The following is a 24,905-nucleotide window of genomic DNA, read 5'->3' as shown; positions in this document are numbered from 1 at the left end:
CGAATTACGCGTTCAGCGATATCCGTCGGATTCCGACGCAGCTTCGTTCAACGAGGCGTCGGCGTATCCGCGGCAGTAATCCCAGGTCACGTAGGCATCGGGTTCGGGATCGTAGGCCGGCTCGTGTGGCCGCACCGTGCCGTCGACCAGGAGTTGGAGCAGGTTGGCCCGCAACATGTCCCAGTCGTGATAGTGGTCCTGCTGGCACTCGTCGCAGCACACCACCAGGCCGCTAATTCCCTTGTGCGCCAACAACGCCTCATACACGGCCAAGTCGGCCAGATCCGCCTCGACGGCGACGCGTTCCTGCGGGTCCAGGGGCTGGCCCGGTTCGATCGCGTCGAGCGCTGCTGAAGGATCGCAGGGGTCGTCGGCGAACGGGTCGGGCGGCAAACCCGGCGGCAGGTGGTCGCGCACGCTTCCACATTACGCAGCACCTCCGTCATCGCGCCAGCCGTCCGTACCGCGACACCCCGGCCCGAACCCCGTGTGAGGCCAGACACCGCCGGTTGTCCCGATAAGATGGACATTTAGATCTGCGCCGTCTGGAGGCCCAACCCATGTCGATCGCTGAAAGCAGCCTTCCCATCACCGTTCCGGTGCCGACCGGTGGCGACGATCCGACCAAGATCGCGATGCTCGGGCTTACCTTCGACGACGTCCTCTTGCTGCCTGCCGCCTCAGACGTTGTGCCCGCGAACGCCGACACCTCCAGTCAGCTGACCAAGCGCATCCGTCTGCGGGTGCCGCTGGTCAGCTCCGCCATGGACACCGTCACCGAGTCCCGGATGGCCATCGCGATGGCGCGCGCCGGCGGCATGGGCGTGCTGCACCGAAATCTCCCCGTCGCCGAGCAGGCCGGCCAGGTCGAGACGGTGAAGCGGTCCGAGGCGGGCATGGTCACCGATCCCGTCACGTGTTCTCCGAACAACACGCTGGCCGAGGTCGACGCGATGTGCGCGCGGTTCCGGATCTCCGGCCTGCCCGTCGTCGACGCGGACGGTTCGCTGGTGGGCATCATCACCAACCGCGACATGCGCTTCGAAGTCGACATGAGCAAGCCCGTCGCCGAAGTGATGACCAAGGCACCGCTGATCACCGCGCAGTCGGGCGTCACCGCCGATGCCGCGCTGGGTCTGTTGCGGCGCAACAAGATCGAGAAACTCCCGATCGTCGACGGCCACGGCAAGCTGACCGGGCTGATCACCGTCAAGGACTTCGTCAAGACCGAGCAGTTCCCGCTGGCCACCAAGGACAGTGACGGCAGGCTGCTCGTCGGCGCCGCGGTCGGTGTTGGTGGCGATGCCCGCGAGCGGGCGATGACGCTCGTCGACGCGGGCGTCGACGTGCTGATCGTGGACACCGCGCACGCCCACAACCGCGGCGTGCTCGACATGGTGCACTGGGCCAAGAGCGTGCTCGGCGATCGCGTCCAGGTGATCGGCGGCAACATCGCCACCCGTGCCGCCGCAGCCGCGCTGGTCGAAGCGGGCGCGGATGCGGTGAAGGTCGGTGTAGGCCCCGGCTCCATCTGCACGACGCGAGTGGTCGCCGGTGTCGGCGCCCCGCAGATCACCGCCATCCTGGAGGCCGTCGCCGCGTGCGCACCCCACGGCGTGCCGGTGATCGCCGACGGTGGTCTGCAGTACTCCGGTGACATCGCCAAGGCTCTCGCTGCCGGGGCGTCGACGGCGATGCTGGGATCGCTGCTGGCAGGCACCGCCGAGGCGCCAGGCGACTTGATCCTCGTCAACGGCAAGCAGTTCAAGAGTTACCGCGGCATGGGCTCGCTGGGCGCCATGCAGGGTCGCGGCGCCGCGAAGTCCTATTCCAAGGACCGCTACTTCCAGGACGACGTGTTGAGCGAGGACAAGCTGGTGCCGGAGGGCATCGAGGGCCGGGTGCCGTTCCGCGGCCCGCTGTCGACCGTCATCCATCAGCTGACCGGTGGCCTGCGCGCCGCGATGGGCTACACCGGTTCTGCCACCATCGAGCATCTTCAGCAGGCGCAGTTCGTGCAGATCACTGCGGCAGGGCTGAAGGAAAGCCACCCGCACGACATCACCATGACCGCTGAAGCGCCCAACTACTACGCTCGCTGAGCCCGGGGGATCACACGCATGCGTGACTTGGTGGAAATCGGCATGGGCCGAACTGCTCGTCGTACCTACGAGCTATCCGACATCAACATCGTGCCGTCGCGGCGCACGCGCTCGTCTCAGGACGTGTCGACGGGCTGGCAGCTCGACGCCTACCGATTCGACATACCCGTCGTCGCCCACCCGACCGACGCGTTGGTGTCCCCGGAATTCGCCATCGAACTGGGCCGGCTCGGCGGGCTTGGCGTGCTCAACGGCGAGGGCCTGATCGGTCGGCACGTCGACGTCGAGGCCAAGATCGCCCAGCTCTTGGAGGTGGCAGCCAAGGAGCCGGACCCATCGGCCGCCATCCGTCTGCTGCAGGAGCTCCACGCCGCACCGCTGATCCCGGAACTGGTTGGCGCCGCGGTGACACGCATCCGCGATGCGGGCGTCACCACCGCCGTGCGAGTGAGCCCGCAGAACGCACAGGCCCTGACGCCTGCGCTGGTGGCTGCCGGCGTCGATCTGCTGATCATCCAGGGCACCATCATCTCGGCGGAGCGCGTCGCGCAGGACGGCGAGCCGCTGAACCTCAAGACCTTCATCTCCGAGCTCGACATCCCCGTCGTCGCCGGTGGCGTGCTCGACCATCGCACCGCGTTGCACCTGATGCGCACCGGCGCGGCAGGCGTCATCGTTGGCTACGGGTCGACATGGGGAGTCACCACCAGCGACGAGGTGCTCGGCATCAGCGTGCCGATGGCCACCGCGATCGCCGATGCCGCAGCGGCCCGGCGGGAGTACCTCGACGAGACCGGGGGCCGTTACGTGCACGTCCTCGCCGACGGCGACATCCACACCTCGGGTGAGTTGGCCAAGGCCATCGCGTGCGGCGCCGATGCGGTGCTGCTTGGCACGCCGCTCGCCGTCGCGCAGGAGTCCCTCGGTGGCGGATGGTTCTGGCCCAACGCGGCCGCCCACCCGTCGCTACCGCGTGGCGCTTTGCTACAGGTGGCGGAGGGGGAGCGGCCTTCGCTGGAGCAGGTGCTCACCGGCCCGTCCGACGATCCGTTCGGCGGGCTGAACCTGGTCGGCGGTCTTCGCAGGGCGATGGCCAAGGCCGGGTATTGCGACCTCAAGGAGTTCCAGAAGGTCGGTCTGGCCGTCGGGTCCTGACCTCGCTACTTAGGGTCGCCTATCTGGAAAGTTACTTCGCGGTAGGTTCATAATCCTTCGATGGGGCCTGACTACGACGTTCTGATCATCGGTTCGGGGTTCGGGGGCAGTGTCAGCGCACTGCGACTGACCGAAAAGGGCTATCGCGTTGGCGTCCTCGAAGCGGGCAGACGCTTTGCCGACGAGGAATTCGCCAAGACCTCGTGGAACCTGCGCAAGTTCCTCTGGATGCCCAAGTTGGGCATGTACGGGATCCAGCGGATCCACCTCCTGCGCAACGTCATGATCCTGGCAGGCGCGGGCGTCGGGGGCGGCTCGCTCAACTACGCCAACACGCTGTACGTGCCACCGGAACCGTTCTTCGCCGACCCGCAGTGGAAGCACATCACCGACTGGCGGTCGGAACTGGCACCGCACTACGACCAGGCGCAGCGGATGCTCGGGGTGGTCAAGAACCCGACGTTCACCGACGCCGACCGGATCATCAAGGAGGTCGCCGACGACATGGGCGTCGGCGACACGTTCGTCGCAACGCCCGTCGGCGTGTTCTTCGGGGCCGACGGTGCCAAGACCCCCGGCAAGACGGTGCCCGACCCGTTCTTCGGCGGTGCAGGGCCTGCGCGCACCGGCTGCATCGAATGCGGCGAGTGCATGACGGGCTGCAGGCACGGCGCCAAGAACACCCTGCTCAAGAACTACCTCGGGCTGGCGGAATCCGCTGGGGCACAAGTGCATCCGATGACGACGGTGACCGGGTTCGACCAGCGCTCGGACGGGCTGTGGGAGGTCACCACGGTGGCCACGAATGGCAAGGCGCGCAGGAAGAAGAAGACGTTCACCGCGACGCATCTGATTCTGGCCGCTGGCACGTACAACACCCAGAAGCTTCTGTTCAAGATGCGGGACAAGGGCAAGCTAGCCAAGCTCTCCGACAAGCTCGGTGTCCTCACGCGCACGAACTCGGAGTCGATCGTCGGCGCCGCCACGATGAAGGTCGATCCCAAACTCGACCTCACCCACGGCGTTGCGATCACCTCGTCCATCCACCCGACCGCGGACACCCACGTCGAACCCGTGCGCTATGGCAAGGGCTCAAATGCGATGGGCCTGCTGCAGACACTGATGACCGACGGCGCCGGGCCGCAGGGCACGGACGTGCCGCGGTGGAGGCAGTTCTTCGATCAAGCCGGCAAGAATCCGCGATTGTTGTTGCGGCTGCTCAATCCGCAGCACTGGAGTGAGCGCACGGTGATCGCGCTGGTGATGCAACATCTGGACAACTCGATCACCACCTTCACGAAACGCGGGCCGCTCGGTGCGCGGTTGATGTCGTCGAAGCAGGGCCACGGCGAGCCGAACCCGACCTGGATCCCTGCGGGCAACGAGGTCACGCGCCGCATGGCTGAGAAGATCGACGGCGTCGCGGGCGGCACCTGGGGCGAACTGTTCAACATCCCGTTGACTGCGCACTTCCTCGGCGGCGCCGCCATCGGCGACAGCATCGAAACCGGTGTCATCGATCCGTACCAGCGGGTGTACAACTACCCGACGCTGCACGTCGTTGACGGCGCGGCGATCTCGGCGAACCTCGGGGTCAACCCGTCGCTGTCCATCACCGCTCAGGCCGAGCGCGCCGCATCGCTGTGGCCGAACCGTGGTGAGCTGGATGAGCGTCCGGCACAAGGGGAGTCGTATCGCCGGCTGGCACCGATCGCGCCCGTGCGCCCGGTGGTGCCTGCCGAGGCTCCCGGCGCGCTCCGCAGGTTGCCGATCACCCCGGTCAGCTCCGCGGGCTGAGTTCAGCGGGCCGCGTCGAGCACCGGTATCAGGTAGCGCTGCGCGAACTCTCGGGTGTGCTCGTCGTTCTCGGTCGGCAGGAACGGTGACGGCGACAGCAGCAGCGTCGCGGTAATGCGCAGCGAAAAGTCCAGTGCGCGTTCGACTGCGGCGTCGTGATCGGTGCCATGGATCTACGCGGGACGACCTTGCCATACTTCTTCGTGCTGGAACGAATCGCCGCCAGTTAGCAAACGCCGATCGGATCGGTTCCTGCCATCTGCCTGTGAATATGGGGCCCACGCGCGGCTCATGGGCAACTGAGTGGTTACCGTGAGCCATGTCGATCGCGCAGGCCCTGCACCAGCACCCGCACGTCAGCCCGGCACTCCTCAAACACGCAGAGGAGCGCGCCAACAGCCTGCAGAACCGGATCGCCGACAAGATCACCACGTTCGCCGGGTCGATGGCGTTCGTGTACCTGCACGTCGTCTGGTTCGTGGTGTGGATCGTGTTCGGCACCTTGGTCGGATTCGACTCGTATCCCTTCGGGCTGCTGACGATGATCGTGTCGCTCGAGGCGATCTTCCTGTCGACCTTCGTCATGATCAGCCAGAACCGCGCGGACGCGAAGCGTCAGGTGATCGCCGACCACCAGTGGCTACTGGTGCAGGAGGAGGACAAGCAGAACTGTCAGCTGCTTGAACTGTCGCAGCAATTGGTCGAGCAGTCGCGGCAGATTCTCGAGCTGACCAAGGCCGTGCACCAGTTCACTAGCGCAATCCCCGCGCCGAATCCGCGGTCTACCCCCGCTGGGCAGGGGGGACCGGAGGGCCGCCACTAGAATGGGCGAGTGGAATCGTCATCGCCCCGCCCCGTGTTGGTCGTCGACTTCGGTGCGCAATACGCGCAGCTGATCGCACGGCGCGTCCGCGAGGCCAACGTGTATTCGGAGGTCATCCCGCACACCGCGACGGTCGACGAGATCAAGGCCAAGGATCCTTCGGCAATCGTGCTGTCCGGCGGACCTGCCAGCGTGTACGCCGACGGCGCGCCGCAACTCGACCCGGCCATCTTCGACCTCGACGTGCCGGTCTTCGGCATCTGCTACGGCTTCCAGGCGATGGCCCAGGCGCTCGGCGGCACCGTGGCGCACACCGGCACCAGCGAGTACGGGCGCACCGAGTTGAAGGTCACTGGTGGGCAACTTCATTCGGATCTTCCCGAGACTCAGTCGGTGTGGATGAGCCACGGCGACGCAGTCACGGAAGCGCCGGAGGGATTCGACGTCGTCGCGGTGAGTTCCGGGGCTCCGGTCGCGGCGTTCGAGGACCGCGCCCGTCGGCTCGCAGGCGTCCAGTACCACCCCGAGGTGATGCACACGCCGCACGGCCAACAGATCCTGAGCCGGTTCCTGCACGAGTTCGCCGGCATCGGGTCGACGTGGACGGCCGCCAACATCGCCGGAGCACTGATCGAGCAGGTGAGCAACCAGATCGGCGACGGGCGGGCGATCTGCGGCCTGTCTGGCGGGGTGGATTCGGCCGTGGCAGCCGCGCTGGTGCAGCGCGCCGTCGGCGACCGGCTGACGTGCGTGTTCGTCGACCACGGACTACTGCGGGCGGGTGAGCGGGGCCAGGTTCAGCGTGACTTCGTCGCCGCCACGGGCGCGAAGCTGGTCACGGTCGATGCCGAGGAACGGTTCCTGGAGGCGTTGGAGGGCGTCACCAACCCCGAGGGCAAGCGCAAGATCATCGGCCGCGAGTTCATCAGGGCGTTCGAGGGTGCGGTGCGGGGGATCGTGCAGGATGGCGGCCCTGAAGTGGACTTCCTGGTGCAGGGCACCCTCTATCCCGACGTCGTCGAATCCGGCGGCGGTACCGGGGCGGCGAACATCAAGAGCCACCACAACGTCGGCGGCCTGCCCGCCGACCTGAAGTTCAAGCTCGTCGAACCGCTGCGGCTGCTCTTCAAGGACGAGGTCCGCGCGGTGGGTCGTGAGCTCGGGCTGCCCGAGGAAATCGTTGGGCGCCAACCATTCCCAGGTCCCGGTTTGGGAATCCGGATCGTCGGCGAGGTCACCGCAGCGCGCTTGGACACGTTGCGCCGTGCCGACTTCATCGCCCGCGAGGAGCTGACCGCTGCCGGCTTGGACGGCCAGATCTGGCAGTGCCCGGTGGTGCTGCTTGCCGACGTCCGCTCGGTGGGCGTGCAGGGCGACGGGCGCACCTACGGGCATCCGATCGTGCTGCGACCGGTGTCGAGCGAGGACGCCATGACGGCGGACTGGACGCGGGTGCCCTACGAGGTGCTCGAACGCATCTCCACCCGCATCACCAACGAGGTTCCCGAGGTCAACCGGGTGGTGCTCGACGTGACGAGCAAGCCGCCTGGCACGATCGAGTGGGAGTAGATCAGGCTTCTTCGGCGGGGTCCTTCTCGATGAACTCGGACAGCATCTTGCTGACCACGGATTCGATGGTCGATTCGATCGAGAACGCCAGGGTCGCGCTGACCGCCGCGACGGCCTGAGTGCGGAACCGCACCAGCATCGTGATCAGCTCGGCCACTTCGGTGTCCGGCGGCAGTGACGCGCCAGGATTGATCCGGTGAGCCACGTGATCGACGCCCGCACTCACCAGGATCCCGCTGATCTGGTCGGTGAGCGGCAGGATCTGTTCGTGAATGTCGACCAGCTTGTCGATGCTGATTCCGTACTGCCGGATCTCGTTGAAGGCCTCGATCAGCTTGGGCCGCACCACCGTTGCGTTCTCACCGTCGCCGTCGAGCTTGATCACGCCGTTGCCGGTGAGTCGCTTGAACGCGCCATCGTCGTCGATCAACCGTCTGGCCTCGTCGACCGACATTCGCTCGGGTCGCTCGGTCGCCCAACTGCCCGCGATCGCGGACTCGAGGCCGAGCATGTCGCCAATGTCCTTGCCCTGCTCCCAGGCGGACAGCATCTCGTGCACGTGGGCGATGTTGTACCCGCGGTCGAGCAGCGAGGTGACCAACCGCAGCCGGGTCAGATGAGTGTCGTTGAACAGCGCGATGCGACCCACCCGCAGCGGCGGGTGCAGCAGCCCGCGGTCGCGGTACACCCGGATGTTGCGGATGGTGGTGCCTGCGAGCCGCGCCAGCTCCTCGATCCGGTACTCGCCGGACGCCTCGACGCCGTGCGGCTGCACGGCGGCGTCGAACAACTGCGACACCGCCGACTCGACGACGTCACGCGAACTCCGCCGAATCTGCTTGAGGATCGCCGATATCGCGCCCGCCTGCTGTCGCGGCTGCTTGGCGGCCATGTCAGGCCGACGAGGTGATGGGGATTCGTGCGCCCCTTGCCACTGCGACATAGTCGCTGAACCTGAAGTCGCGCATCTGTCGAAGATACTGGGTGGCGAACCCGGGGTACGTCGACGCGTTGAATCCGTCGGCGGTCAGGTACCAGCTGCTGCAGCCGCTCATCCAGGTGGTCTTCGTCAGCCGTTTCTGCAGCTGCTCGTTGTGGCTGCGCTGAACGTCGGCCCGCACGTCGAGATACCGCAGGTCGTTCTTCAAGATCGTGGTGATGCCGGACACGGCGTAGTCGATCTGTCCCTCCACGAAGACCAGCAGCGAATTGTGCCCAGGCCCGGAGTTGGGTCCGGTCATGAAGAACAGGTTGGGGTAGCCGCTGGCGTTGATGCTCTTGTAGGCCTGTGCGCCGCGCACCCACTCGTCGGTCAACGACCGCCCGCCGAGTCCCGTGACCGCATACGGAGGCCCGGTCAGATGTACGTCGTACCCGGTGGCGAACACGATCGCGTCCAGGTGGTGCTCGACGCCATCGCTGGTACGGATCCCCACGGGGCTCATGGTCGCGATCGGCCAGTCGATGAGCTTGCAGTTGTCGCGCTGCAGGGCCGGGTAGTAATCGCTGGACACCAGCATCCGCTTGCAGCCGGGCGTGAAGTCCGGGGTCAGCTGCCTGCGCAGCCACGGGTCCTTGACCTGCCTGCGCAGGTGGGCCTTCCCGAGCCGCGCGACGAGCGAGGTGAGCGGTGAATCCCATACCAGCGCGGTCGCGCTGGCCTCGTGGCCCCAGAACAACGCCTGCCTGGCAAGTCGTTGTGCGGCAGGCACCTTCGCGAACAATGCCTGCGCGGGCGCAGGGGTGGCGATGTCCAATCGTGGAATCACCCAGCCGGGCGTGCGCTGGAAGACCTTGACGAACGCGGCCTGCTTGACCAACTCGGGCACGATCTGCACGGCGCTGGCGCCGGTGCCGATGACCGCTATCCGCTTTCCGGTGAAGTCGTAGTCGTGGTCCCAGTTGGCGCTGTGAATCTTCTTGCCCTCGTAGGTGTCGATGCCGCGGACGTCCGGCCACTCGTGATCGGGCAGCGGGCCGGAGGCCAATACGACGGTGCGGGCGCGGAATACCTGCTTGCGGCCTTTTTTGGACGGCGTGGTGGAGACCGTCCAGGTGCCGTCGTCCTCGTTGAACGACAACCCGTTGACCTCGGTGCCGAACTGGATTCTGCGGCGAAGGTCGAAGCGGTCGACCATGTCCTCGATGTGCGTGCGAATCTCGTCGGCGGGGGAGTAGGCACGTGACCAGGTCGGGTTCGCCACGAAGGAGAACGAGTACAACAGTGACGGGATGTCGCACGCCGCACCGGGATAGGTGTTGTCCCGCCAGGTGCCGCCGACGCGCTCGTGACGCTCCAGCATGACGAAGTCGTCGACACCCGACTGGGTCAGTTTGATGGCGGTGCCGATGCCGGTGAACCCGGTACCGACGATCAGGGTGTCGTAGACGTGTTTCGAGTTGGCGGTGTTGGGCATGGTCAGGCCGCCGGCTCGTGGGTGAGTTCCTTGAACCAGCTCGGAATCGGGCTGAGCAGCGGGCTCGGGTAGCGGTCGGACAGCCAGACCATCGAGTTGGCCAGGTAGTGGTAGGGGTTGTTCGGGTTGACGACCATCCGCGCGTGCAACTTCAGGATCTGATACGTCGGTACACGCCTGGTGAACTCGGCGCGTTCGCCGAGTTGCTTGAACCGCTTCATGGCGGTGTAGAGCCGCTCGGGCCCGAGGCCCATCTCGACGATGTTGTTGCGCATCCGGTTGAGCAGCGGCGCGTACATCAACGCGCCGATGATGACGCCAGGCGAGGCGACGTTGCCGACGAACTGGATTGCGAGTCGGCGGGCGGTGGCGTTGCCGATCATGTTGAGGACGTCGAAGTCGACTGCGATGTGGCGTGATTCGTCGTTGTTGATCTTCTCGAACACCTGGTGGCAGACCGGGTCGTGCACCTCTTCGAGTAGGAACTTCAGCAGTGCTCCGTCGAGTGCGACCTCGAGCATCGGGATGACGGTGCCAAGGATCGACAGCGACATGTCGTCGGAATACTTGTCCAGCCACTGGATGGCCAGCCGGATGTTGATGTTCGGTTCGGGCATCTCGCCGTCCTCGAGCATGCCCCAGCGCTTCATCAGGGCGAGTTCGGCGTTGGCGTGCCGCTGCTCCTCGGCGTGGAAGTAACGGTAGATCTCCGCCAGCGTCGGGGTTGGTGCCTTCTTGGCCAGCGCGGCGAACCCGCGGGCGCCGACGTTCTCGATCCAGCACAGATCGGCCATGAACGCCTTGAGCTTCGGCCGGAACTCGTCGCTGATCGTCTCGGCTCCCGGTGCGTCCCAGTCGATGTCGGCCAGTGCCCACTGGCGGTCCTTGATCTTCTCCAGCATCGCATCCATGTCGATTGCCACTCCGATCTCCTAAGGTGTCGTCACGCGGGTGGTCAGACCGACGGCGCGGGTGTACAGCGTCGGGGTGAAACGTTTGATGCCCCAACCGATCCTGGCGTCGGGTTGCGGCATGCAGTAGAGGCCGCCGCGGTCGTGGGTATCCAGGCACATTCGGGCCACCCGCTCAGGCGAGAATTGCGTTGGGACGCCTGCGATCGCCGAAGCCGATCCAGCGCATGAGCCGGTCGGCCAGCTGGGTCGACTCGTCGCTGATGCGGCCCGACGCGACGATGTTGGTCTTGACGAACGTCGGGCACAGGACGGTGACGTTGATTCCGGTGCCCGACAGTTCGGCGGCCAGCGTCTCGGATAGGGAGAGCACCCCTGCCTTGCTGACGTTGTAGGCGGCCATGCCGGGTGCAGCGCCGAAGGCCGCGGCCGAGGCGACGTTGATGATCCCGGCTGGTCGGCCTGCCTCGCGGAGGATCGGTGCGAACACATGGCAGCCGTGGATCGGGCCCCAAAGGTTGATGCCAAGCACCCAGTTCCAGTCGTCGAGGTCGGCCTCGCCGATGGGCGTGCCGCCTGCGCCGACCCCGGCGTTGTTGATCACCAGACTCGGAGGTCCGCCGAACCATGACTGCGCGTGCTTGGCCAGTTGCGTGACGTCGTCGATCGAGGACACGTCGCAGCGCATGGCCGTCGCATCGCCCCCGCCATCGGTGATGGCGTCCGCCGTGGCTTGAGCGGTGACTTCGTCGACATCGCTGCACACGACCCTGCCGCTGCGCTTGGCCAGTTCGATGGCGAACGCCGCGCCGATGCCGCTACCCACTCCGGTGATGACCGCGTCGGCCTCGCGGCTGCGCTTGGGCGAGGATCCGAAGAGGTTCACGATGCTTCTTCCGTCATTGCGTGGATTGCGCTCGCCCGCAACGACTTCGCCACGAACGCCGCCACCTGCCGCATGGCGGGTTTGGCCTCGGGGGTGAGCCGTGGCAACGCCTGGAAGACGTGCACCTGGTCGGGCCAGACCTGCAGCTCGCAGTCGCCACCGGCCGCGGTGACGTCCTTGGCGAGCCTGCGGGCATCGGCCACCAGCATCTCGCCACCGCCCGCCTGGATCAACATTGGTGGCAGCCTGCGCCCGCCGACCACGTCGAGGGTGAGTCGGGGGTGCGTGACATCGGTTCCCGCGCAGTACAACCCGATCAGCTTCGCAGCATCGACCGCACGGATCGCCGGATCGCGGCGCAGCTGCTCCCTGGCACGAGCGAGTCCGAAGGTCAGGTCCACCAGCGGGGAGAACAACGCCACACCGGCGGGATGCGCGACGTCGGGTTGCAACAGCAGGTCGACGGCGAGGTGTCCGCCGGCGGAATCGCCGGCGATGAAGATCCGGTCCGGTGCCAGCTTCTGCTCTGTGCACAGCCAGTCCCAGCCCGCGCGGACGTCGTCGGCGGCAGTGGGGAATCGGTACCGGGGAGCCAGTCGGTAGTCGACGGAGAACACGGGCAGCCCGGTGAGGCGGGACAGCCAAGCCGTCAGTCGGCGGTGGGTCCGTGGCGAGCACAGGGCGTACCCGCTGCCGTGCAGGAAGTAGATGGCGCTGTCACCGCCAGGCTCGACGCCGGCACCGCGTACCCATTCTCCGACCACTCGTCGGCCGTCGGCCAGGCGCACGTCGACGTGCTCGACGCTTGTACCCGACAGCGAGGGGCCGAAGGTGTCCATCACTCTGGCGACGATCTGGCGCGACGCCCACAGTCCCCACGCGCGCTCTGGGGGCAGTACCGCGCTGAGCTGACGCAGGGTCAGGCTGCTCACCGCGGCCGCGCCGCGGGCTCGGATCGAGCCGCGCCCGGGGCGAGCGAAGCGACGGGAGATCAACTCCGGTACATCCGTGCCGGTCAGAGCCGTTCGGGCAGGCATCGCAGACCTCCTCATCGAAGCGTCCGCTGAGTACAACAGCAATTGGTGACATTTGTCAATGTCAACAGTCAGAGATGTGAGGTTCCGATCACGGTGCCGAAAGGGGCGTTGTTAGCGCAGTGGGTCGCCGCGCCAGCTGAAGCTATTGACGTATTTGCCCATGTCCAGGGCGATCTGCAGGTTGGCCGCCGACGGCTTGCCCGAGCCGAAGTCGGGGCCGAATGCGTGGTACGGGCCCACTGCGCCTGCGACGAGGGCGAGGTCGTCCTTCACCGCGACCATCACGATCACCCGCATGCGCGAGTAACTCGCCGTCGAGCCTTGCGGCCAGCAGTCGGCGACCATGCCAAAACCTGGACGGTAGCCGACCATCGTGTTGGGAATTTGGTAGGCGGTCTTGGTGTCGGGGAAGGTCTTGTTGACCAGCGCGGTGGCGATGTCCTTGGGGGAACGGCCTGCAGCGGGCTCACTGAAGAGCCGCATGGTGCCGCCGTCGCCTGCGAGCAGATCGGCCGTCACGCCATTGGGGTTCTTGGTGATCTTGTAGGCCGCACCTTCGGCGGGATAGGCGACCGAGAACGCCCCGTCGGGCGAGGTGAACCTGGGGTTGATGGTGACGGGCTCACCGATCGGCGGCCGCCCGCATTGGGGTGGGCACATGTACCGCGCCGACGGTTTCTCCATGGCACCCGACATGGCGACGAGGCCCGCGGCGACGAGGGCGATGGCGCCCACCCAGACGATCAGCAGCCGTCGATGCGTGGTCTTCGGTTGGATTGGGACGGTGTAGGTTCCGGCGTGCGTGGAGTAGCCGGGAGCGATCGTCGTCACTGCGGTTCTTCCGCTGGCGCCGGTCCGGCATCGGTCCGAACGGGCCGGGTGTCACGTCGCGCCTGCCGAGACGATCGTGACGATGCTCGCGTTGCCGCGCCGCAGGCTACGCAGAAGGCCATGTCGGGCACGACGTGACCGCAGTGCGGACACAGCAGTGGTTCATCGGACAGGATCTCGTCGTGCGCCTCGTGCAGCAGCGCAAGGTGCAGTCCGACGCGCAACGCGAGCACTGCCACGGCCGTCACCACGAGATGCAGTGCGAGCTGCAGGCTTTGGGGGAACCGCGCGACGTCGACGAGACCCAGCCCGGCGTACATCGCCATCACTGCAAGGGCGAAGAGAGTCAGGGCGACGCGAACGTAGTTGCGGTGCTGGTGTTTCTTGTTCGGCGGGCGGGTGAACCACAGGGCGGTGCCGATGAGGCCACCCACCGCGGCCGCGGTCAACGGCACGGCGACGCCACGAATGCCTGCCTCGACGAACAGACCCTCCATCGGCCTTGCTCGCGCGACCATGCCGCCCGCGAACTGGGGCGCCAGCCGGGTCATCTGCGCGGCGGCGGTGAACATCAGGGCACCCAATGCTCCGATGGCGAAGCCGTCCAAGGATTCTCGCGGTCCCGGCCGCACCAGCCGCACCAACAGAGCCGGGACGAGCATGAGCAGCAAGCCGCCGATCGGCACCCCAAGCCCGTCGCGAAGGATCCGGGATCCGGCGATGCCCATGCCCAATCCGACGTCGTAGGCCTGGGCCACCATCGCGCCGGTCAGGAGTACCCATCCGACGCCGAGGCCGATGCCGAGCCCGGCCGTCACCACCAGGGTCGAGGTCGGCACGTCGCGATAGACGTCGGACTCCTGCAGATAGATGAGGAACAGCAGGGGCAGTCCGAGCGCGGCAACGGTGATCAGTGCGGCGGGTAGGCGCAGCATGGTGGTGGCGATCAGGGCGGCGAAGATCAGCCCCAGGCCCGTCAGGAACGGCAGCCGCGAGCTGGGCGCCAAGTGGGGGAAGAGCGTACTGACGATGTTCGGTCTCAGCAGGTGCTCACCGGGTGATGCGCTGTAGGCCCGGACCCGCAGCCACTTCGCCCCCTTGTCGCGGTGCTCGGTCAGGTGGTCCCCGCACAGGCCGCAATACTCGCCTGCGGGGACGTCGGTTCGGCACACCGCACACTCCACAGTGCCGGGTGCGGGGCCGTCGGTTTCAGACTCTGTGCTCATTGGTTGATCCTCTGCAGGACGAGCAGATTGCGGGCAAGGTTCTCGACGTCGGGGGTGCCGAGTCCGCTGACCAGGTCGAAGCCCGGCCCGGCGGTGTCGACTGCGTTTCCGCCGAGGGTCACGTCGCGGAAGCCGGGAAGCATGGCGCCCTGGGCCATGCGGTACAGCAGGGGATTGATGTCGCCGATCTCCCTGCCGCCGTTGGCCTTGAGGAACTGCGTCATCACCGCGGCAAGGCCCGCCATGATGGGGGCCGACTGCGAGGTGCCGCCGCCGACCACGGTGTCGCCGTTGAGCACGATCTTCACCCCGGTGAAGGGGTCGGCAACGGCGGAGATGTCAGGCGTCATCCGCTTACCCGTATTGCGTTCGGGCACAACCTGAGTCGAGGCCCCGCGTTGCCACGGCGGCAGATCGAACAGCGATGAGAGCCCGCCGCCGGTGCCCTGGGACAGCGGAACGTCGAACCAGGCCTGCTCGGCAAGCCACACGCCGCTGTTGTCGGTGGACAGGGTGGTGCCGCCCACGCTGGTCATCTCGGGAACTGAGGCAACGGAATCCAGTCCGATGTCGGACTGCCCTGGTGGGGAGTCCCAGTCGTCTCCGCCCTTGCACTCCAGGCCGGCGAGGTCGCCGCTGGCGTCGAACGCCGTGGTGCCGTGCGAATGTGCGTTGGCAAGGGCGGACCGCACCGGTGCCAGGTCCGCGGCGGTGGCCAGCTTGTCGCAGCCCCAGCCGATCGAGAAGCTCCATATCGCGCCAGGAAACTGCCGCTCGGTGTCCTCGAGCATCTGACCGATCTTCACGTAGCCGCCGTCGCCCTGCACCGTTGGACGGGCGTTGACGACGACCTTCTTGGCATCGGGCGCAATCGCATGTGCGACTTCGAGATCCATCGTGGTTTCGCCGTACGGCTCGGGCAACGTATCGCCGACGACGGTCGGCGTGAACTTGGGCAGCCCGAACGTCGTCGCGAACGTGTCGAGGTCGGACTGGGCGTAGCCGTTGAACGCGAAGACGACGATCGTGGTGCCCTTGCCGGTGAAGCCGTTTCGTGCGAGTCCGGCCGCGTTGTAGGTGGTGAGCAACGCGGCGGGGGTCAATCCGCGGTCGGGTACGTCCAACGGCAGGATGTGCGGCCGCGACTCGTGATGTGGTGTGTAGCTGAGGATTCGGCCGAGTTCGGTGACCTCGGTGCGCAACGGCGGTGGCACCTCGGGCTGCTGGGGTGAGGCGTAGAACTCCTGCCCGCGTTGACCCCGGTAGTCGTGAACCTCGACTTCCAGTGCACGCGAGACACTTTCGGGTCTACCCTCGAGGATCGCCCAGTCATCACCGGGTTGCCAGCGCACGGAGAGACCGTGTTCGCCCGCCCAGCCGATCAGCGCATCCGGGCTGGTTGGGTCGTGCAGGGTGGCGGTGAGTTGGACGTGGTTGCCGCGCGCGGGACCGAGATCGGTCGACGCAGCAAGCAACAACGCGAACGGGCCGCCGATCTCAGCGGCCGTTCCAGCTCCCGTGGGGAGTCGCAGATCCGAGGCAAGCATCAGCACGGCCGCCGCAACCAGGATCAGGAACCAGTGCCCTGGTCTGGTGTGGCGACCGGGAAGTGCTGTCACGTTGTGCGACGGCGTTCGAACCATTTGCGTGGAACGGTGTCGCATGGTCTCGGGAGTCATCCTCGAAGGAATTGCCGCCTTGGCAATTCCAAGGAGATGAGAAGCGTTGACTCCCGAGACCGCGCGATGTCAGTTGTCGCCAGGAATGGCCGTCGGCGCGGCTGGCGCCTTGACCGGAGGCGTGAACAGATTGCCGCCGGTGGGGTTGATCGACTTCTCGGTCGGCGACACCGTTGCCGATGACGACGGTGTGGTGGTGGTCGTTGTGGTCGACGTTTCGGGAGCCTTCTCCCCGCCACCGCACGCGGCGGTCAGCCCGACCATCGCGACGATTGCAGTACCGCCCACGGCCGCCGCAATGCGACGAGCCAGACGATTTGACCTCATTTTGAGTCCTTTACTATCCCCGAGTAAGCGAACACATGGTCTTCGGCGAATCGCGCAGCGATTCCGTACGGTCCGTGGCCTGCATCGGGCTGATGCGCGCCCACGGCTCATACACCGGCCCCATCCCGAAGTGGGTTCCGATGGCTGAAACTCTAACGTACTGGTCAGACGGACGCACAGTCGTTCCCTAGCAGAGTCACGAGTCCGTCAGAAACTCCCGGGGCGGGACCGGATCCGCTTGACGGTGTCGGAGGGCGAGTGTTTACTCGTCATATCGAACAAACGTTCGAAATAACTGCTGGGCCGGATGGTGCGGGAGGTGCTGCTGTGACCGCGGCTGTGAGCCTGGACCGGAGTGGGGAAAGCCGTGCTGAGCAGGTAGAACACCTGCGCCGCAAGATGGCGATGATGTCCGGGAAGGGGTCCGGTACGGCCGCGTCGACCCGGCGCGGGGCCATGCCGTCGAACACCCCGTTGCCCGACTCGGAAACTTTGCTGCCGCTTCCGGATTCGATGGCGGATCTGCTGCCCGCGTCGTTGCCAAGGGGTTCGGTGGCCGTGCTGTCGGGCGCCCGGTCGCTGTTACTGGGCATGGTGGCGGCGGTGACGGCGGCTGGTGGGCACGCGGCGATCGTCGGCCACCCCGAGGTGGGTCTGCTTGCGGCCGTCGAGATGGGTGCCGACCTGAGCAGGCTCGCGGTCATCCCCGATCCAGGGGGCGATCCGGTCGAGGTGGCCGCGGTGTTGATGGACGGACTGGATCTGGTGGTGCTCGGGCTTGGCGGTCGGTCGGTGCCGCCGACCAGGGCGCGGGCGGTGACGGCCAGGGCACGGCAGAAGGGGTGCACCCTGCTTGTCACCGGGGGCGACTGGCCAGGGGCGTCGGCCCGGCTGGAGGCCAGGGTCAGCGGGTACGAGGTAACGGGCGCGGGCGGTGGTGCGCCCATCCCGGGCTGCGGGCGGATCAGCCGGGTGCGGCTGGCCACCAGGGCGGGGGGCCGGTTCGTCGGTCCCGTCCGCACGGTGGGCGGATAACGTGCCACCCGCTGCCGCCAGGGTGCTGGCCATCTGGTGCATGGACTGGCCTGCAGTGGCCGCTGCGGCGGCGGCCGGCCTGCCCGCGACCGAGCCCGTGGCGGTGACCCTGGCCAACCGCGTGGTGGCCTGCTCGGCGTCCGCGCGTGCGGCGGGTGTGAAGCGAGGGTTGCGCCGCAGGGAGGCCCAGGCCCGGTGTCCGCAATTGCACGTGGTGGCCGCCGATCCGGCCCGCGACGCCCGTCACTTCGAAGGCGTGACGGCCGCGGTGGACGAGGTCGTGCCCCGCGCGGAGGTATTGCGGCCGGGCCTGTTGGTCCTGTCGGTGCGTGGGGCGGCCCGCTACTTCGGGTCCGAGCAGTCCGCCTCGGAGCGACTCGTCGACGCGGTGGCCGCGGCAGGGGCGGAGTGTCAGGTCGGCATCGCCGATCAGTTGCCCACCGCCGTCTTCGCCGCCCGTGCCGGACGCATCGTCGAACCAGGGCGGGACGCGCAGTTCCTGTCCACGCTGTCGATCCGGCAGCTGGCCACCGAGCCGAGCCTGGCCGAACGCGGTCGGGAGGATCTGGCGGACCTGTTGTGGCGCATGGGCATCCGGAGCATTGGCCAGTTCGCCGCGTTGTTGCGCACCGACGTGGCGTCCCGGTTCGGCGCCGACGCGGTCACCGCCCACCGGTTCGCCCGTGGCGAGTCAACCCGCGGCCCATCGGGCCAGGAGTCGCCTGCGGATCTCGGCGTCGTGATGAATTGCGATCCGCCGGTGGACCGGGTGGACGCCGCCGCGTTCGCGGGGCGCTCGCTGGCCGGTGAGCTGCATCGCAGGCTGGAGGCGACGGGGGTCGGGTGCACCCGGCTGGCCATCCATGCCGTCACCGCCAACGGTGAAGAACTGCAACGGGTCTGGCGGTGCGCCGAGCCGTTGACCGAGGATGCCACCGCCGATCGGGTGCGCTGGCAACTCGACGGCTGGCTGAACCGTCGCCGAGAGGATCGGCCCACCGCACCGATCACGGTGTTGAGACTCGATCCGGTGGAGGTGGTGTCGGCTGCCGCGCTGCAGTTGCCGTTGTGGGGTTCCTCCGGTGACGACGACCGGTTGCGTGCCCGGCGGGCCCTGGTGCGGGTCCAGGGGCTGCTCGGACAGGAGGCAGTGCAGGTGCCGGTGCTCAGCGGCGGTCGCGGTCCTGCCGAACGGATCACCTTCACCCCACTGGGCGACGAGGCGGTGCCGCGAGCCGATCCAGGGCAACCCTGGCCAGGGCAGCTGCCCGAGCCGTCACCGACGGTGCTGCTCGACGATCCCGTCGAGTTGTTCGACGCCGACGGCAACCCCGTCCGGGTGACCGGTCGTGGCCTCTTCTCCGCCGATCCGGCGCGCCTGACGGCCCCAGCGCTCAAACCTGCCGGCAGCCGGACGGGCAGGCTGAGTTGGTGGGCAGGCCCGTGGCCGGTCGACGAAAGGTGGTGGGACTCCGGGCAAGTCCCCACGCAGGCCAAGGCAGGACGGACGGCCCGGGTGCAGGTGCTGCTCGACGGTGACGGCGACACCGCCGGTTGCGCTCTGCTGCTGTGTTACCGGCAGCGGAGGTGGTATCTGGAGGGTGTGTACGAATAGTTAGTTGTGCACAATTGAATTGTGCGCTATAGTTCCGGCATGGCCACGATGCCCGTCGATCAGCAGCTCTGCTTCGCCCTGTACTCGGCGTCGCGGGCGATGACGGCGGCGTACCGGCCAGTGCTGACCGAGATGAACCTCACCTATCCGCAGTACCTGGTGATGCTGGTGCTGTGGGAAGAAGAGCGGGTTACCGTCGGACGGCTCGGAGAGCGGTTGCAGCTCGACTCGGGCACCCTCTCGCCGTTGCTGAAGCGCTTGGAGGGCAACGGATTCGTGCGACGCGAGCGATCGCGGGACGACGAGCGGCTGGTCGACGTGACGCTCACCCCGGCAGGCAGGCGGCTCGAAGACCGCGCCCAGTGCATCCCGGAAGAGCTAGGTAGCGCGACCGGAATGACCGAACAAGAAGCCGCGGATCTGCGCGATGCGGTCCGTCATCTCACCGATGCGCTCAACGCATCCAACCGAAAGGAATCCGCATGAAGACCCTCTACACCGCTGAGGCATTGGCCACTGGCGAAGGACGTGACGGCCATGGCCGCAGCTCCGACGGCAGGCTGGACCTCGACTTGGCGATTCCGAAGGAGATGGGTGGCAGCGGCAACGGCACCAACCCCGAGCAGCTGTTCGCCGTCGGCTACGCCGCCTGTTTCCACTCCGCCCTGCGGCTGGTGGCCGGCCAGGCGAAGGCCGACGTCACGGATTCCGCTGTGGGCGCACGTGTTTCGATCGGTCAGCTCGACAATGGCGGCTTCGGCCTTGCGGTCGAACTCGAGGTCACGCTACCCAACCTCGACCATGACACAGCAGTGGAGCTGACGGAGAAGGCGCACCAGGTGTGCCCCTACTCCAACGCCACCCGCGGCAACATCGACGTCAAGCTCGTCGTCAGCGACGACTGAGCCCCCGAAACCAATGAGCTCCCGACACTGCGGGGAGATCGCGACCTCAGCCAAATCCGCGATCTCCCCGCAGTTTCGGCACGACCATCAGGGGACAGGGGCTGTCCGGTAACGCTCCTACCTTGGAGGCATGGAGGTAAGCGCACAACCGAGCCCGATCTCAATGACCGACTGGACCCGAACCCGGTGGTCTGACGAGCTTCCGGATGAGAGTGGTCACGACCGCGCAAGCTCGTCCGCCTTCGTGCGGGGGCGCCACAGGTAGATCCCGAGCGAAAGGATCAACACGAACGGGATATCGGTGAGGAATTTGCTCCAGTACCGATCGACGTCGGTGAAGACCTGCGCGGCCATGAGTAGGCCGTGCGCGAGGTTCGCCCACATCGTGAAGGCGAGGAACGACGAATAGGCCGATGGATTGCTCGCTGCACGGAGCAGGAACACGCCCCAGACGACGTAGATGAGCAACAGCATGGGTGGGACGTGGGCATGCTCGTTGCCAAACCGGACATCGTTCCAGATCGTCCAATTCAGTACGCCGCCGTGTTCGGCTAGCAGGGGCGTCTGAACGATGAATCCCACGAAGAGCAGGCTGAAGATGATCAGCGTCAAAATGCCGTAGATGCGCAGGAAGATGCTGAGTGCCGCGAGCTTCCTCGGCGAGTCCGTAGTCATTGGCAGTGGCCCTTTCGATATCAGTAACATTGATAGTTGAACTGTACGACTATTTAGTAGGAAAAACCAACTAGATAGATGGATTGACCAATTGCGCTGGTAGGCTCATGCCGATGGTGGGAAAACGTAGGTACGACGAGGGCTGCGCGGTCGCGCACTCGCTCGACCTGATCGGCGAGCGATGGGCGCTGTTGATCGTGCGGGAACTGCTGCTCGGCCCGAAGCGGTTCACCGACCTGCGCGCAGGCATGCCAGGGGCCAGCGCGGACGTCCTGGCCCAGCGACTGCGCGAGTTGGCGGAATCAGGCGTCGTACGTCGAAGGACACTGCCACCGCCTGCCGGCTCTGACGTCTACGAGCTCACAGAGTGGGGCGCCGATCTCGAACCGGTGGTTACACTGCTCGGCCAGTGGGGCAGCCGCTCGGCGTCGCTGAATCCGGCGGCCGATAGCAGCGTCGACTCCCTCGTCCTATCGCTGCGGGCGCTGTTCAATCCCCAAGCAGCGCAAGGGTTCAGCGCGACGATTATGTTGTCACTCAACGATAACCGATTCATCGTCGAGGTCGCCGACGGCAAGCTGCATGTGTCGCGCGGCGAGGCCGAACACCCGAGCGCGACGCTGGACACCGATCGATCGACGCTGGCTGCGTTGCTCTACGGAGGGCGTTCCCTCGACGACGCGGTGCGCGCCGGCGAGGCGTCGGTCGGCGGCGAAACTGCCGTCATTGCGCGCTTTCTCCGGCTCGTCCCATTGCCGGCGCCCGCCACTCAGTGATCGAGTTCCCGCGCAAAGGTGCCCACCCGGGCGATGAACCGGTCGAAGAACGCGTCCGGATCCACCTCGACGCCGATGTGCGCGTTGGGATGTCGGCCCCAATGTCCGTTCCAGTCGGCCACGGTCATGCCACGGGTCAGGGTGCCTGCCAGCTCGACGTCGATGGTGGCCTGCCGGTAGCGAACCAGATCGGGATCCAGCGCCACCGCGGCGGCGAGCGGGTCGTGCAGATGCGCGAGAAACCCCTCGCCCTGGTCGAAGTGGAACTCGAAGTAGAACCGCATCGCATCCTCGAGTACCCGGATCAGCGGGTTGGTCGCCGCCGAGCGGGTGCCGCGATCGTCGAGCACGCTCATCGGCGTGGTGGCCGAGTCGGCGGCGCCGGACAGCCTGCTCAGTATCGACGGTGTCATCGCGATGTTCTCGGTGACGTTCAGCCCCAACACGATCGGCAGATGTGTCGGCATGTCCAGGCCCCACGCCGCACCCCAGACGGTGAACACCTCCGCTGCCGACTCGGGGTCGACGCTGATGTTCCACTCGGCCACCGGCGTGGTGTTGCCGCGATAGTCGAACGCGCCGCCCATGATCACCAGCCGCCGCAGCAGCCTGGGCAGGGCGGGCTCGATCCGCGTTGCCAGCGCCAGGTTGGTCAGCGGACCGGTGGCCAACCCGATCAGCTCGCCAGGATGCTCGCGGGCCGCGCGCACCCAGGCATGGGCGGAGTCGTAGTCGGTGAGTCGCCCATCGCTGGCAGGCAGCTGGGCATAGCCGAGCCCTTCGGGACCGTGGGTGTCCTCGGCGGTGCGCAGCGGCTCGATCAGCGGCTGGTCGGCTCCCTTGGACACCGGAATCCCGGACGCGTGACACAGGTCGAGCAGTCCAAGGTTGTTGACGCAGACCTGCTTGACCGGCACGTTTCCTCCGGTCGAGGCGATGCCAACCAATTCGGCGTCGGGGCTGGCCAGCAGATAGGCCAGCGCCATGGCGTCGTCGACGCCGGTATCGACATCCGCGAAGACCGGCAGCCGAGTCGAAGAGCCATCACCCGGCAAGGCCGCCCCTGTCACGCCGCCAACGATAAGGCCGCTCACTTACCAGTGCACACCGGGCACCAGGCGCACGGCCCGCATGATGGGACCCGGCATCCGCATCTTCGAGACGGCACTACGTGCAGGCCGCTTGGGTCGCCGGGCAGGGCGATCCGCCTCGGTGGTCTCCGGCTCGCCGGCAGGCAGGACACCGCGGGCAGCTGCCGAGTCGGGATACCCGAGGTAGAGCTGGTGCAGCACACGACGGGTCAGCTTCGGGGTGAAGTAGGTGCCGATGTCGGCCAGCGTGCCGGCAGGGGTGTCGATCCGCGCGGGTTTCTCCACCAGACCGCGCACCACCATCGCCGCGGCGTGCTCAGCGGTGATCGGCGGCATCGGGTTCAGCCGTCGTGACGGCGCGATCATCGGCGTCTTGACCAACGGCATGTGGATGCTGGTGAACGTGATGTGGTCCGAAAGCGTCTCGGTGCCGACCACATCGGCGAACGCGTCGAGTGCCGCCTTGCTCGGGATGTAGGCGCTGTACTTCGGGCTGATCGCCTGCACGCCAGCGCTGGACACGTTCACCACGTGACCGAACCGGCGCTCCCGCCAGTGCGGCAGCAGCGCGAGAACCATGCGCACCGAACCGAAGTAGTTGACGGCCATCACGCGTTCGTAGTCGTGCAACCGGTCGGTGGACGCGGAAACCGACCGGCGGATCGACCGACCGGCGTTGTTGACCAGGTAGTCGACGTGCCCGAACCTGCCGAGAATGTCCTTGACGGTGTGCTCCACCGACGCCGAGTCGGTGACGTCGCACGTGAATGCGTAAGCGGAACCACCGAATTCGCGGATCTCGGCTACCAGGTCGTCGAGCGCCTCGGCGCTGCGTGCGAGCGCGAACACCGTCGCCCCGCGCTCCGCGACCGCGACCGCCGACGCACGTCCGATGCCGCTCGACGCACCGGTGATGATGACGTGGCGCCCGACCAGCGGACCCTTCGGGTCGTCGCGACGCGCACGGTCGACGTCGAGGTGTTCGGCCCAGTACCGCCACAGCTTCGGCGCATAGGTGCGGAACTCGGGAACACTGATTCCCTTGCCCTGCAACGCCTCTACGGTGTTGTCCGAGGTGAAGGTGGGAGCCAGGTCGACGACGTCGAGAATCTCCCCTGGGATGCCGAGCTGGGTGGCCGTCATGTTGCGCACGATCTTCGCCCGACCGGTGGCCTTCAGGAACGGGGCGGCCACCGAGCCAGGAAGCGACCCACGCAGCGTCGGCAGCCCGGCCTCCTTGGCCACTCCGCGGTAGATGCCGCGCAGGCCGATGGTCTTCGGCGCGGTCAGGTGGAAGGTCTTGCCGTCCCACCCATCGACGTGCATCAGCTCGGTGAGTGCATCGACGACGAAGTCGACGGGGACGAGGTTGGTGCGGCCGGTGTCGGGCAGCACGATCGGGGTGAACTTCGGCAGGTGTGCCAGCTTCGCGAGCAAGCCGAAGAAGTAGTACGGGCCATCGACCTTGTCCATCTCGCCGGTGCGTGAGTCGCCGACGACCACGGCGGGCCGGTAGATCCGCATCCGCAGGCCGGGCGCCGAGCGCACCAGCATCTCGGCCTCGAACTTGGTCTGGTGATACGGGGTCGGGAGGTCCTGCGCGACGTCGAAGTCGTCCTCGGTGTACTCGCCGGGGAAGCTGCCCGCGACCGCGATCGACGACACGTGGTGCAACGTCGCGTCGAGCCGTTTGGCGAGGTCGATCACCGCACGCGTGCCGTCGACGTTCGCGGCGCGCTGGGTGTCCTCGTCGACGGTGATGTCGTAGATCGCGGCGCAGTGCACCACGTGGTCGACGTCGCCGAGCTCGGCGCACGACTCGTCGGTGATCCCCAGGTCGGGCTGGGTCAGGTCGCCGACCAGCGGCTTCACTCGGTCGCCCCATTCTTTGGCGAGGCGCTCGAACCGCGCGAGGGACTCCCGGCGCACCAGCACCCACACTGCGGGGTCATCGCCGCGGGTCAGAATTCGGGACACGACGCGGCGACCAATAAACCCGGTACCGCCGGTAACGACATAGCGCATGCGAGCCATGGTCACCCCTTGTC

Annotated in this window: 22 protein-coding genes and 1 pseudogene; 10 read left to right on the top strand and 13 right to left on the bottom strand. The window is 66.9% G+C overall.

Annotated features, from left to right (window positions below):
* Window positions 1-12 precede the first annotated feature (12 nt).
* Window positions 13-417 (bottom strand): DUF5319 domain-containing protein, encoded by a 405-nt coding sequence (locus HNP02_RS29595; RefSeq protein ID WP_184444185.1) that lies wholly within the window; start codon window positions 415-417, stop codon window positions 13-15.
* Window positions 418-560: 143 nt separating this feature from the next.
* Between HNP02_RS29595 and guaB the strand changes: the two genes are divergently transcribed.
* The 5 genes from guaB to guaA all read left to right on the top strand — a co-directional run bounded on the left by guaB (window position 561) and on the right by guaA (window position 7,446).
* The gene (gene guaB, locus HNP02_RS29590) at window positions 561-2,102 is read left to right on the top strand and encodes an IMP dehydrogenase (protein WP_184444184.1); all 1,542 of its coding nucleotides are present in this window, start codon (window positions 561-563) and stop codon (window positions 2,100-2,102) included.
* A 27-nt stretch (window positions 2,103-2,129) separates the two neighbouring features.
* Window positions 2,130-3,257 carry a GuaB3 family IMP dehydrogenase-related protein gene (locus HNP02_RS29585; protein WP_184444230.1) on the top strand — a complete coding sequence of 376 codons (1,128 nt, stop codon included), beginning with the start codon at window positions 2,130-2,132 and terminating at the stop codon, window positions 3,255-3,257.
* 60 nt (window positions 3,258-3,317) lie between these two features.
* Window positions 3,318-5,054: a GMC family oxidoreductase gene (locus tag HNP02_RS29580; RefSeq protein ID WP_184444183.1), complete on the top strand. Its 1,737-nt coding sequence runs from the start codon at window positions 3,318-3,320 to the stop codon at window positions 5,052-5,054.
* Between the two features lie 319 nt (window positions 5,055-5,373).
* On the top strand, window positions 5,374-5,877 hold the full coding sequence (locus HNP02_RS29575) for a DUF1003 domain-containing protein (protein ID WP_184444182.1): 504 nt from the start codon (window positions 5,374-5,376) through the stop codon (window positions 5,875-5,877).
* A 9-nt stretch (window positions 5,878-5,886) separates the two neighbouring features.
* Window positions 5,887-7,446, top strand: coding sequence for a glutamine-hydrolyzing GMP synthase (gene guaA, locus HNP02_RS29570; RefSeq protein ID WP_184444181.1), 1,560 nt, complete (start codon window positions 5,887-5,889; stop codon window positions 7,444-7,446).
* A 1-nt stretch (window position 7,447) separates the two neighbouring features.
* Here guaA and HNP02_RS29565 read toward each other — a convergent pair whose 3' ends face one another.
* The 9 genes and pseudogenes from HNP02_RS29565 to HNP02_RS29530 form a co-directional block, all read right to left on the bottom strand.
* On the bottom strand, window positions 7,448-8,338 hold the full coding sequence (locus HNP02_RS29565; protein WP_184444180.1) for a MerR family transcriptional regulator: 891 nt from the start codon (window positions 8,336-8,338) through the stop codon (window positions 7,448-7,450).
* 1 nt (window position 8,339) lies between these two features.
* Window positions 8,340-9,863 carry an NAD(P)/FAD-dependent oxidoreductase gene (locus tag HNP02_RS29560; protein WP_184444179.1) on the bottom strand — a complete coding sequence of 508 codons (1,524 nt, stop codon included), beginning with the start codon at window positions 9,861-9,863 and terminating at the stop codon, window positions 8,340-8,342.
* 2 nt (window positions 9,864-9,865) lie between these two features.
* Window positions 9,866-10,786: a ferritin-like domain-containing protein gene (locus HNP02_RS29555; RefSeq protein WP_184444178.1), complete on the bottom strand. Its 921-nt coding sequence runs from the start codon at window positions 10,784-10,786 to the stop codon at window positions 9,866-9,868.
* Window positions 10,787-10,795: 9 nt separating this feature from the next.
* Window positions 10,796-11,660: pseudogene (locus tag HNP02_RS29550) on the bottom strand (SDR family NAD(P)-dependent oxidoreductase).
* Complete coding sequence (locus HNP02_RS29545) at window positions 11,657-12,697, bottom strand: alpha/beta hydrolase (protein ID WP_184444177.1); 1,041 nt, start codon at window positions 12,695-12,697, stop codon at window positions 11,657-11,659. Before HNP02_RS29545 ends, HNP02_RS29550 begins: the two are co-directional and overlap by 4 nt.
* A 111-nt stretch (window positions 12,698-12,808) precedes the next feature.
* On the bottom strand, window positions 12,809-13,528 hold the full coding sequence (locus HNP02_RS43035; RefSeq protein WP_255507081.1) for a hypothetical protein: 720 nt from the start codon (window positions 13,526-13,528) through the stop codon (window positions 12,809-12,811).
* Window positions 13,525-14,754: a zinc ribbon domain-containing protein gene (locus tag HNP02_RS43030; RefSeq protein ID WP_255507079.1), complete on the bottom strand. Its 1,230-nt coding sequence runs from the start codon at window positions 14,752-14,754 to the stop codon at window positions 13,525-13,527. The genes HNP02_RS43035 and HNP02_RS43030 overlap by 4 nt, the downstream gene beginning before the upstream one ends.
* Window positions 14,751-16,301 carry a S8 family serine peptidase gene (locus HNP02_RS29535; protein ID WP_184444229.1) on the bottom strand — a complete coding sequence of 517 codons (1,551 nt, stop codon included), beginning with the start codon at window positions 16,299-16,301 and terminating at the stop codon, window positions 14,751-14,753. Before HNP02_RS29535 ends, HNP02_RS43030 begins: the two co-directional genes overlap by 4 nt.
* Window positions 16,302-16,502: 201 nt before the next feature.
* Window positions 16,503-16,760: a hypothetical protein gene (locus HNP02_RS29530; protein WP_184444176.1), complete on the bottom strand. Its 258-nt coding sequence runs from the start codon at window positions 16,758-16,760 to the stop codon at window positions 16,503-16,505.
* A 327-nt stretch (window positions 16,761-17,087) separates the two neighbouring features.
* Here HNP02_RS29530 and HNP02_RS29525 point away from each other — a divergent pair, with 327 nt between their 5' ends.
* Genes HNP02_RS29525 through HNP02_RS29510 form a run of 4 tightly spaced genes read left to right on the top strand, consistent with a single transcriptional unit; the run spans window position 17,088 to window position 20,315 of the window.
* Window positions 17,088-17,795 (top strand): hypothetical protein, encoded by a 708-nt coding sequence (locus HNP02_RS29525; protein ID WP_184444175.1) that lies wholly within the window; start codon window positions 17,088-17,090, stop codon window positions 17,793-17,795.
* 40 nt (window positions 17,796-17,835) lie between these two features.
* A complete protein-coding gene (locus tag HNP02_RS29520; protein WP_184444228.1) occupies window positions 17,836-19,410 on the top strand; it encodes a DNA polymerase Y family protein in 1,575 nt (524 codons plus the stop codon).
* 39 nt (window positions 19,411-19,449) lie between these two features.
* Window positions 19,450-19,896 (top strand): MarR family winged helix-turn-helix transcriptional regulator, encoded by a 447-nt coding sequence (locus tag HNP02_RS29515; protein ID WP_184444174.1) that lies wholly within the window; start codon window positions 19,450-19,452, stop codon window positions 19,894-19,896.
* The gene (locus tag HNP02_RS29510) at window positions 19,893-20,315 is read left to right on the top strand and encodes an organic hydroperoxide resistance protein (protein WP_184444173.1); all 423 of its coding nucleotides are present in this window, start codon (window positions 19,893-19,895) and stop codon (window positions 20,313-20,315) included. Before HNP02_RS29515 ends, HNP02_RS29510 begins: the two co-directional genes overlap by 4 nt.
* A 216-nt stretch (window positions 20,316-20,531) precedes the next feature.
* Here the strand turns inward: HNP02_RS29510 and HNP02_RS29505 are convergent, their stop codons facing one another.
* Window positions 20,532-20,990 carry a DUF6632 domain-containing protein gene (locus HNP02_RS29505; RefSeq protein ID WP_184444172.1) on the bottom strand — a complete coding sequence of 153 codons (459 nt, stop codon included), beginning with the start codon at window positions 20,988-20,990 and terminating at the stop codon, window positions 20,532-20,534.
* Between the two features lie 113 nt (window positions 20,991-21,103).
* Between HNP02_RS29505 and HNP02_RS29500 the strand changes: the two genes are divergently transcribed.
* Entirely contained in the window at window positions 21,104-21,766 is a 663-nt protein-coding gene (locus tag HNP02_RS29500) for a helix-turn-helix domain-containing protein (RefSeq protein WP_184444171.1), read from the top strand.
* On the opposite strand, the gene HNP02_RS29495 is transcribed toward HNP02_RS29500, so the two are convergent.
* A complete protein-coding gene (locus HNP02_RS29495) occupies window positions 21,760-22,794 on the bottom strand; it encodes a nucleoside hydrolase (protein ID WP_184444227.1) in 1,035 nt (344 codons plus the stop codon). The genes HNP02_RS29500 and HNP02_RS29495 overlap by 7 nt on opposite strands.
* Before the next feature lie 66 nt (window positions 22,795-22,860).
* Window positions 22,861-24,882 carry an SDR family oxidoreductase gene (locus HNP02_RS29490; RefSeq protein WP_184444170.1) on the bottom strand — a complete coding sequence of 674 codons (2,022 nt, stop codon included), beginning with the start codon at window positions 24,880-24,882 and terminating at the stop codon, window positions 22,861-22,863.
* Between the last annotated feature and the right edge of the window lie 23 nt (window positions 24,883-24,905).

It is taken from the genome of Mycobacterium sp. AZCC_0083, assembly GCF_014202335.1.
Classification (GTDB): Bacteria; Actinomycetota; Actinomycetes; order Mycobacteriales; family Mycobacteriaceae; genus Mycobacterium.
This window is presented reverse-complemented; position numbering and strand designations above follow the sequence as displayed.

Excerpts from the sequence above, each read along its gene's own strand:
- guaB (WP_184444184.1), top strand. The coding sequence starts at position 561 with ATGTCGATCGCTGAAAGCAGCCTTCCCATCACCGTTCCGGTGCCGACC.
- HNP02_RS29580 (WP_184444183.1), top strand. The coding sequence starts at position 3,318 with ATGGGGCCTGACTACGACGTTCTGATCATCGGTTCGGGGTTCGGGGGC.
- HNP02_RS29575 (WP_184444182.1), top strand. The coding sequence starts at position 5,374 with ATGTCGATCGCGCAGGCCCTGCACCAGCACCCGCACGTCAGCCCGGCA.
- HNP02_RS29565 (WP_184444180.1), bottom strand. The coding sequence starts at position 8,338 with ATGGCCGCCAAGCAGCCGCGACAGCAGGCGGGCGCGATATCGGCGATC.
- HNP02_RS29560 (WP_184444179.1), bottom strand. The coding sequence starts at position 9,863 with ATGCCCAACACCGCCAACTCGAAACACGTCTACGACACCCTGATCGTC.
- HNP02_RS29545 (WP_184444177.1), bottom strand. The coding sequence starts at position 12,697 with ATGCCTGCCCGAACGGCTCTGACCGGCACGGATGTACCGGAGTTGATC.
- HNP02_RS43030 (WP_255507079.1), bottom strand. The coding sequence starts at position 14,754 with ATGAGCACAGAGTCTGAAACCGACGGCCCCGCACCCGGCACTGTGGAG.
- HNP02_RS29535 (WP_184444229.1), bottom strand. The coding sequence starts at position 16,301 with ATGCTTGCCTCGGATCTGCGACTCCCCACGGGAGCTGGAACGGCCGCT.
- HNP02_RS29530 (WP_184444176.1), bottom strand. The coding sequence starts at position 16,760 with ATGAGGTCAAATCGTCTGGCTCGTCGCATTGCGGCGGCCGTGGGCGGT.
- HNP02_RS29520 (WP_184444228.1), top strand. The coding sequence starts at position 17,836 with ATGGACTGGCCTGCAGTGGCCGCTGCGGCGGCGGCCGGCCTGCCCGCG.
- HNP02_RS29515 (WP_184444174.1), top strand. The coding sequence starts at position 19,450 with ATGGCCACGATGCCCGTCGATCAGCAGCTCTGCTTCGCCCTGTACTCG.
- HNP02_RS29510 (WP_184444173.1), top strand. The coding sequence starts at position 19,893 with ATGAAGACCCTCTACACCGCTGAGGCATTGGCCACTGGCGAAGGACGT.
- HNP02_RS29505 (WP_184444172.1), bottom strand. The coding sequence starts at position 20,990 with ATGACTACGGACTCGCCGAGGAAGCTCGCGGCACTCAGCATCTTCCTG.
- HNP02_RS29500 (WP_184444171.1), top strand. The coding sequence starts at position 21,104 with ATGGTGGGAAAACGTAGGTACGACGAGGGCTGCGCGGTCGCGCACTCG.
- HNP02_RS29490 (WP_184444170.1), bottom strand. The coding sequence starts at position 24,882 with ATGCGCTATGTCGTTACCGGCGGTACCGGGTTTATTGGTCGCCGCGTC.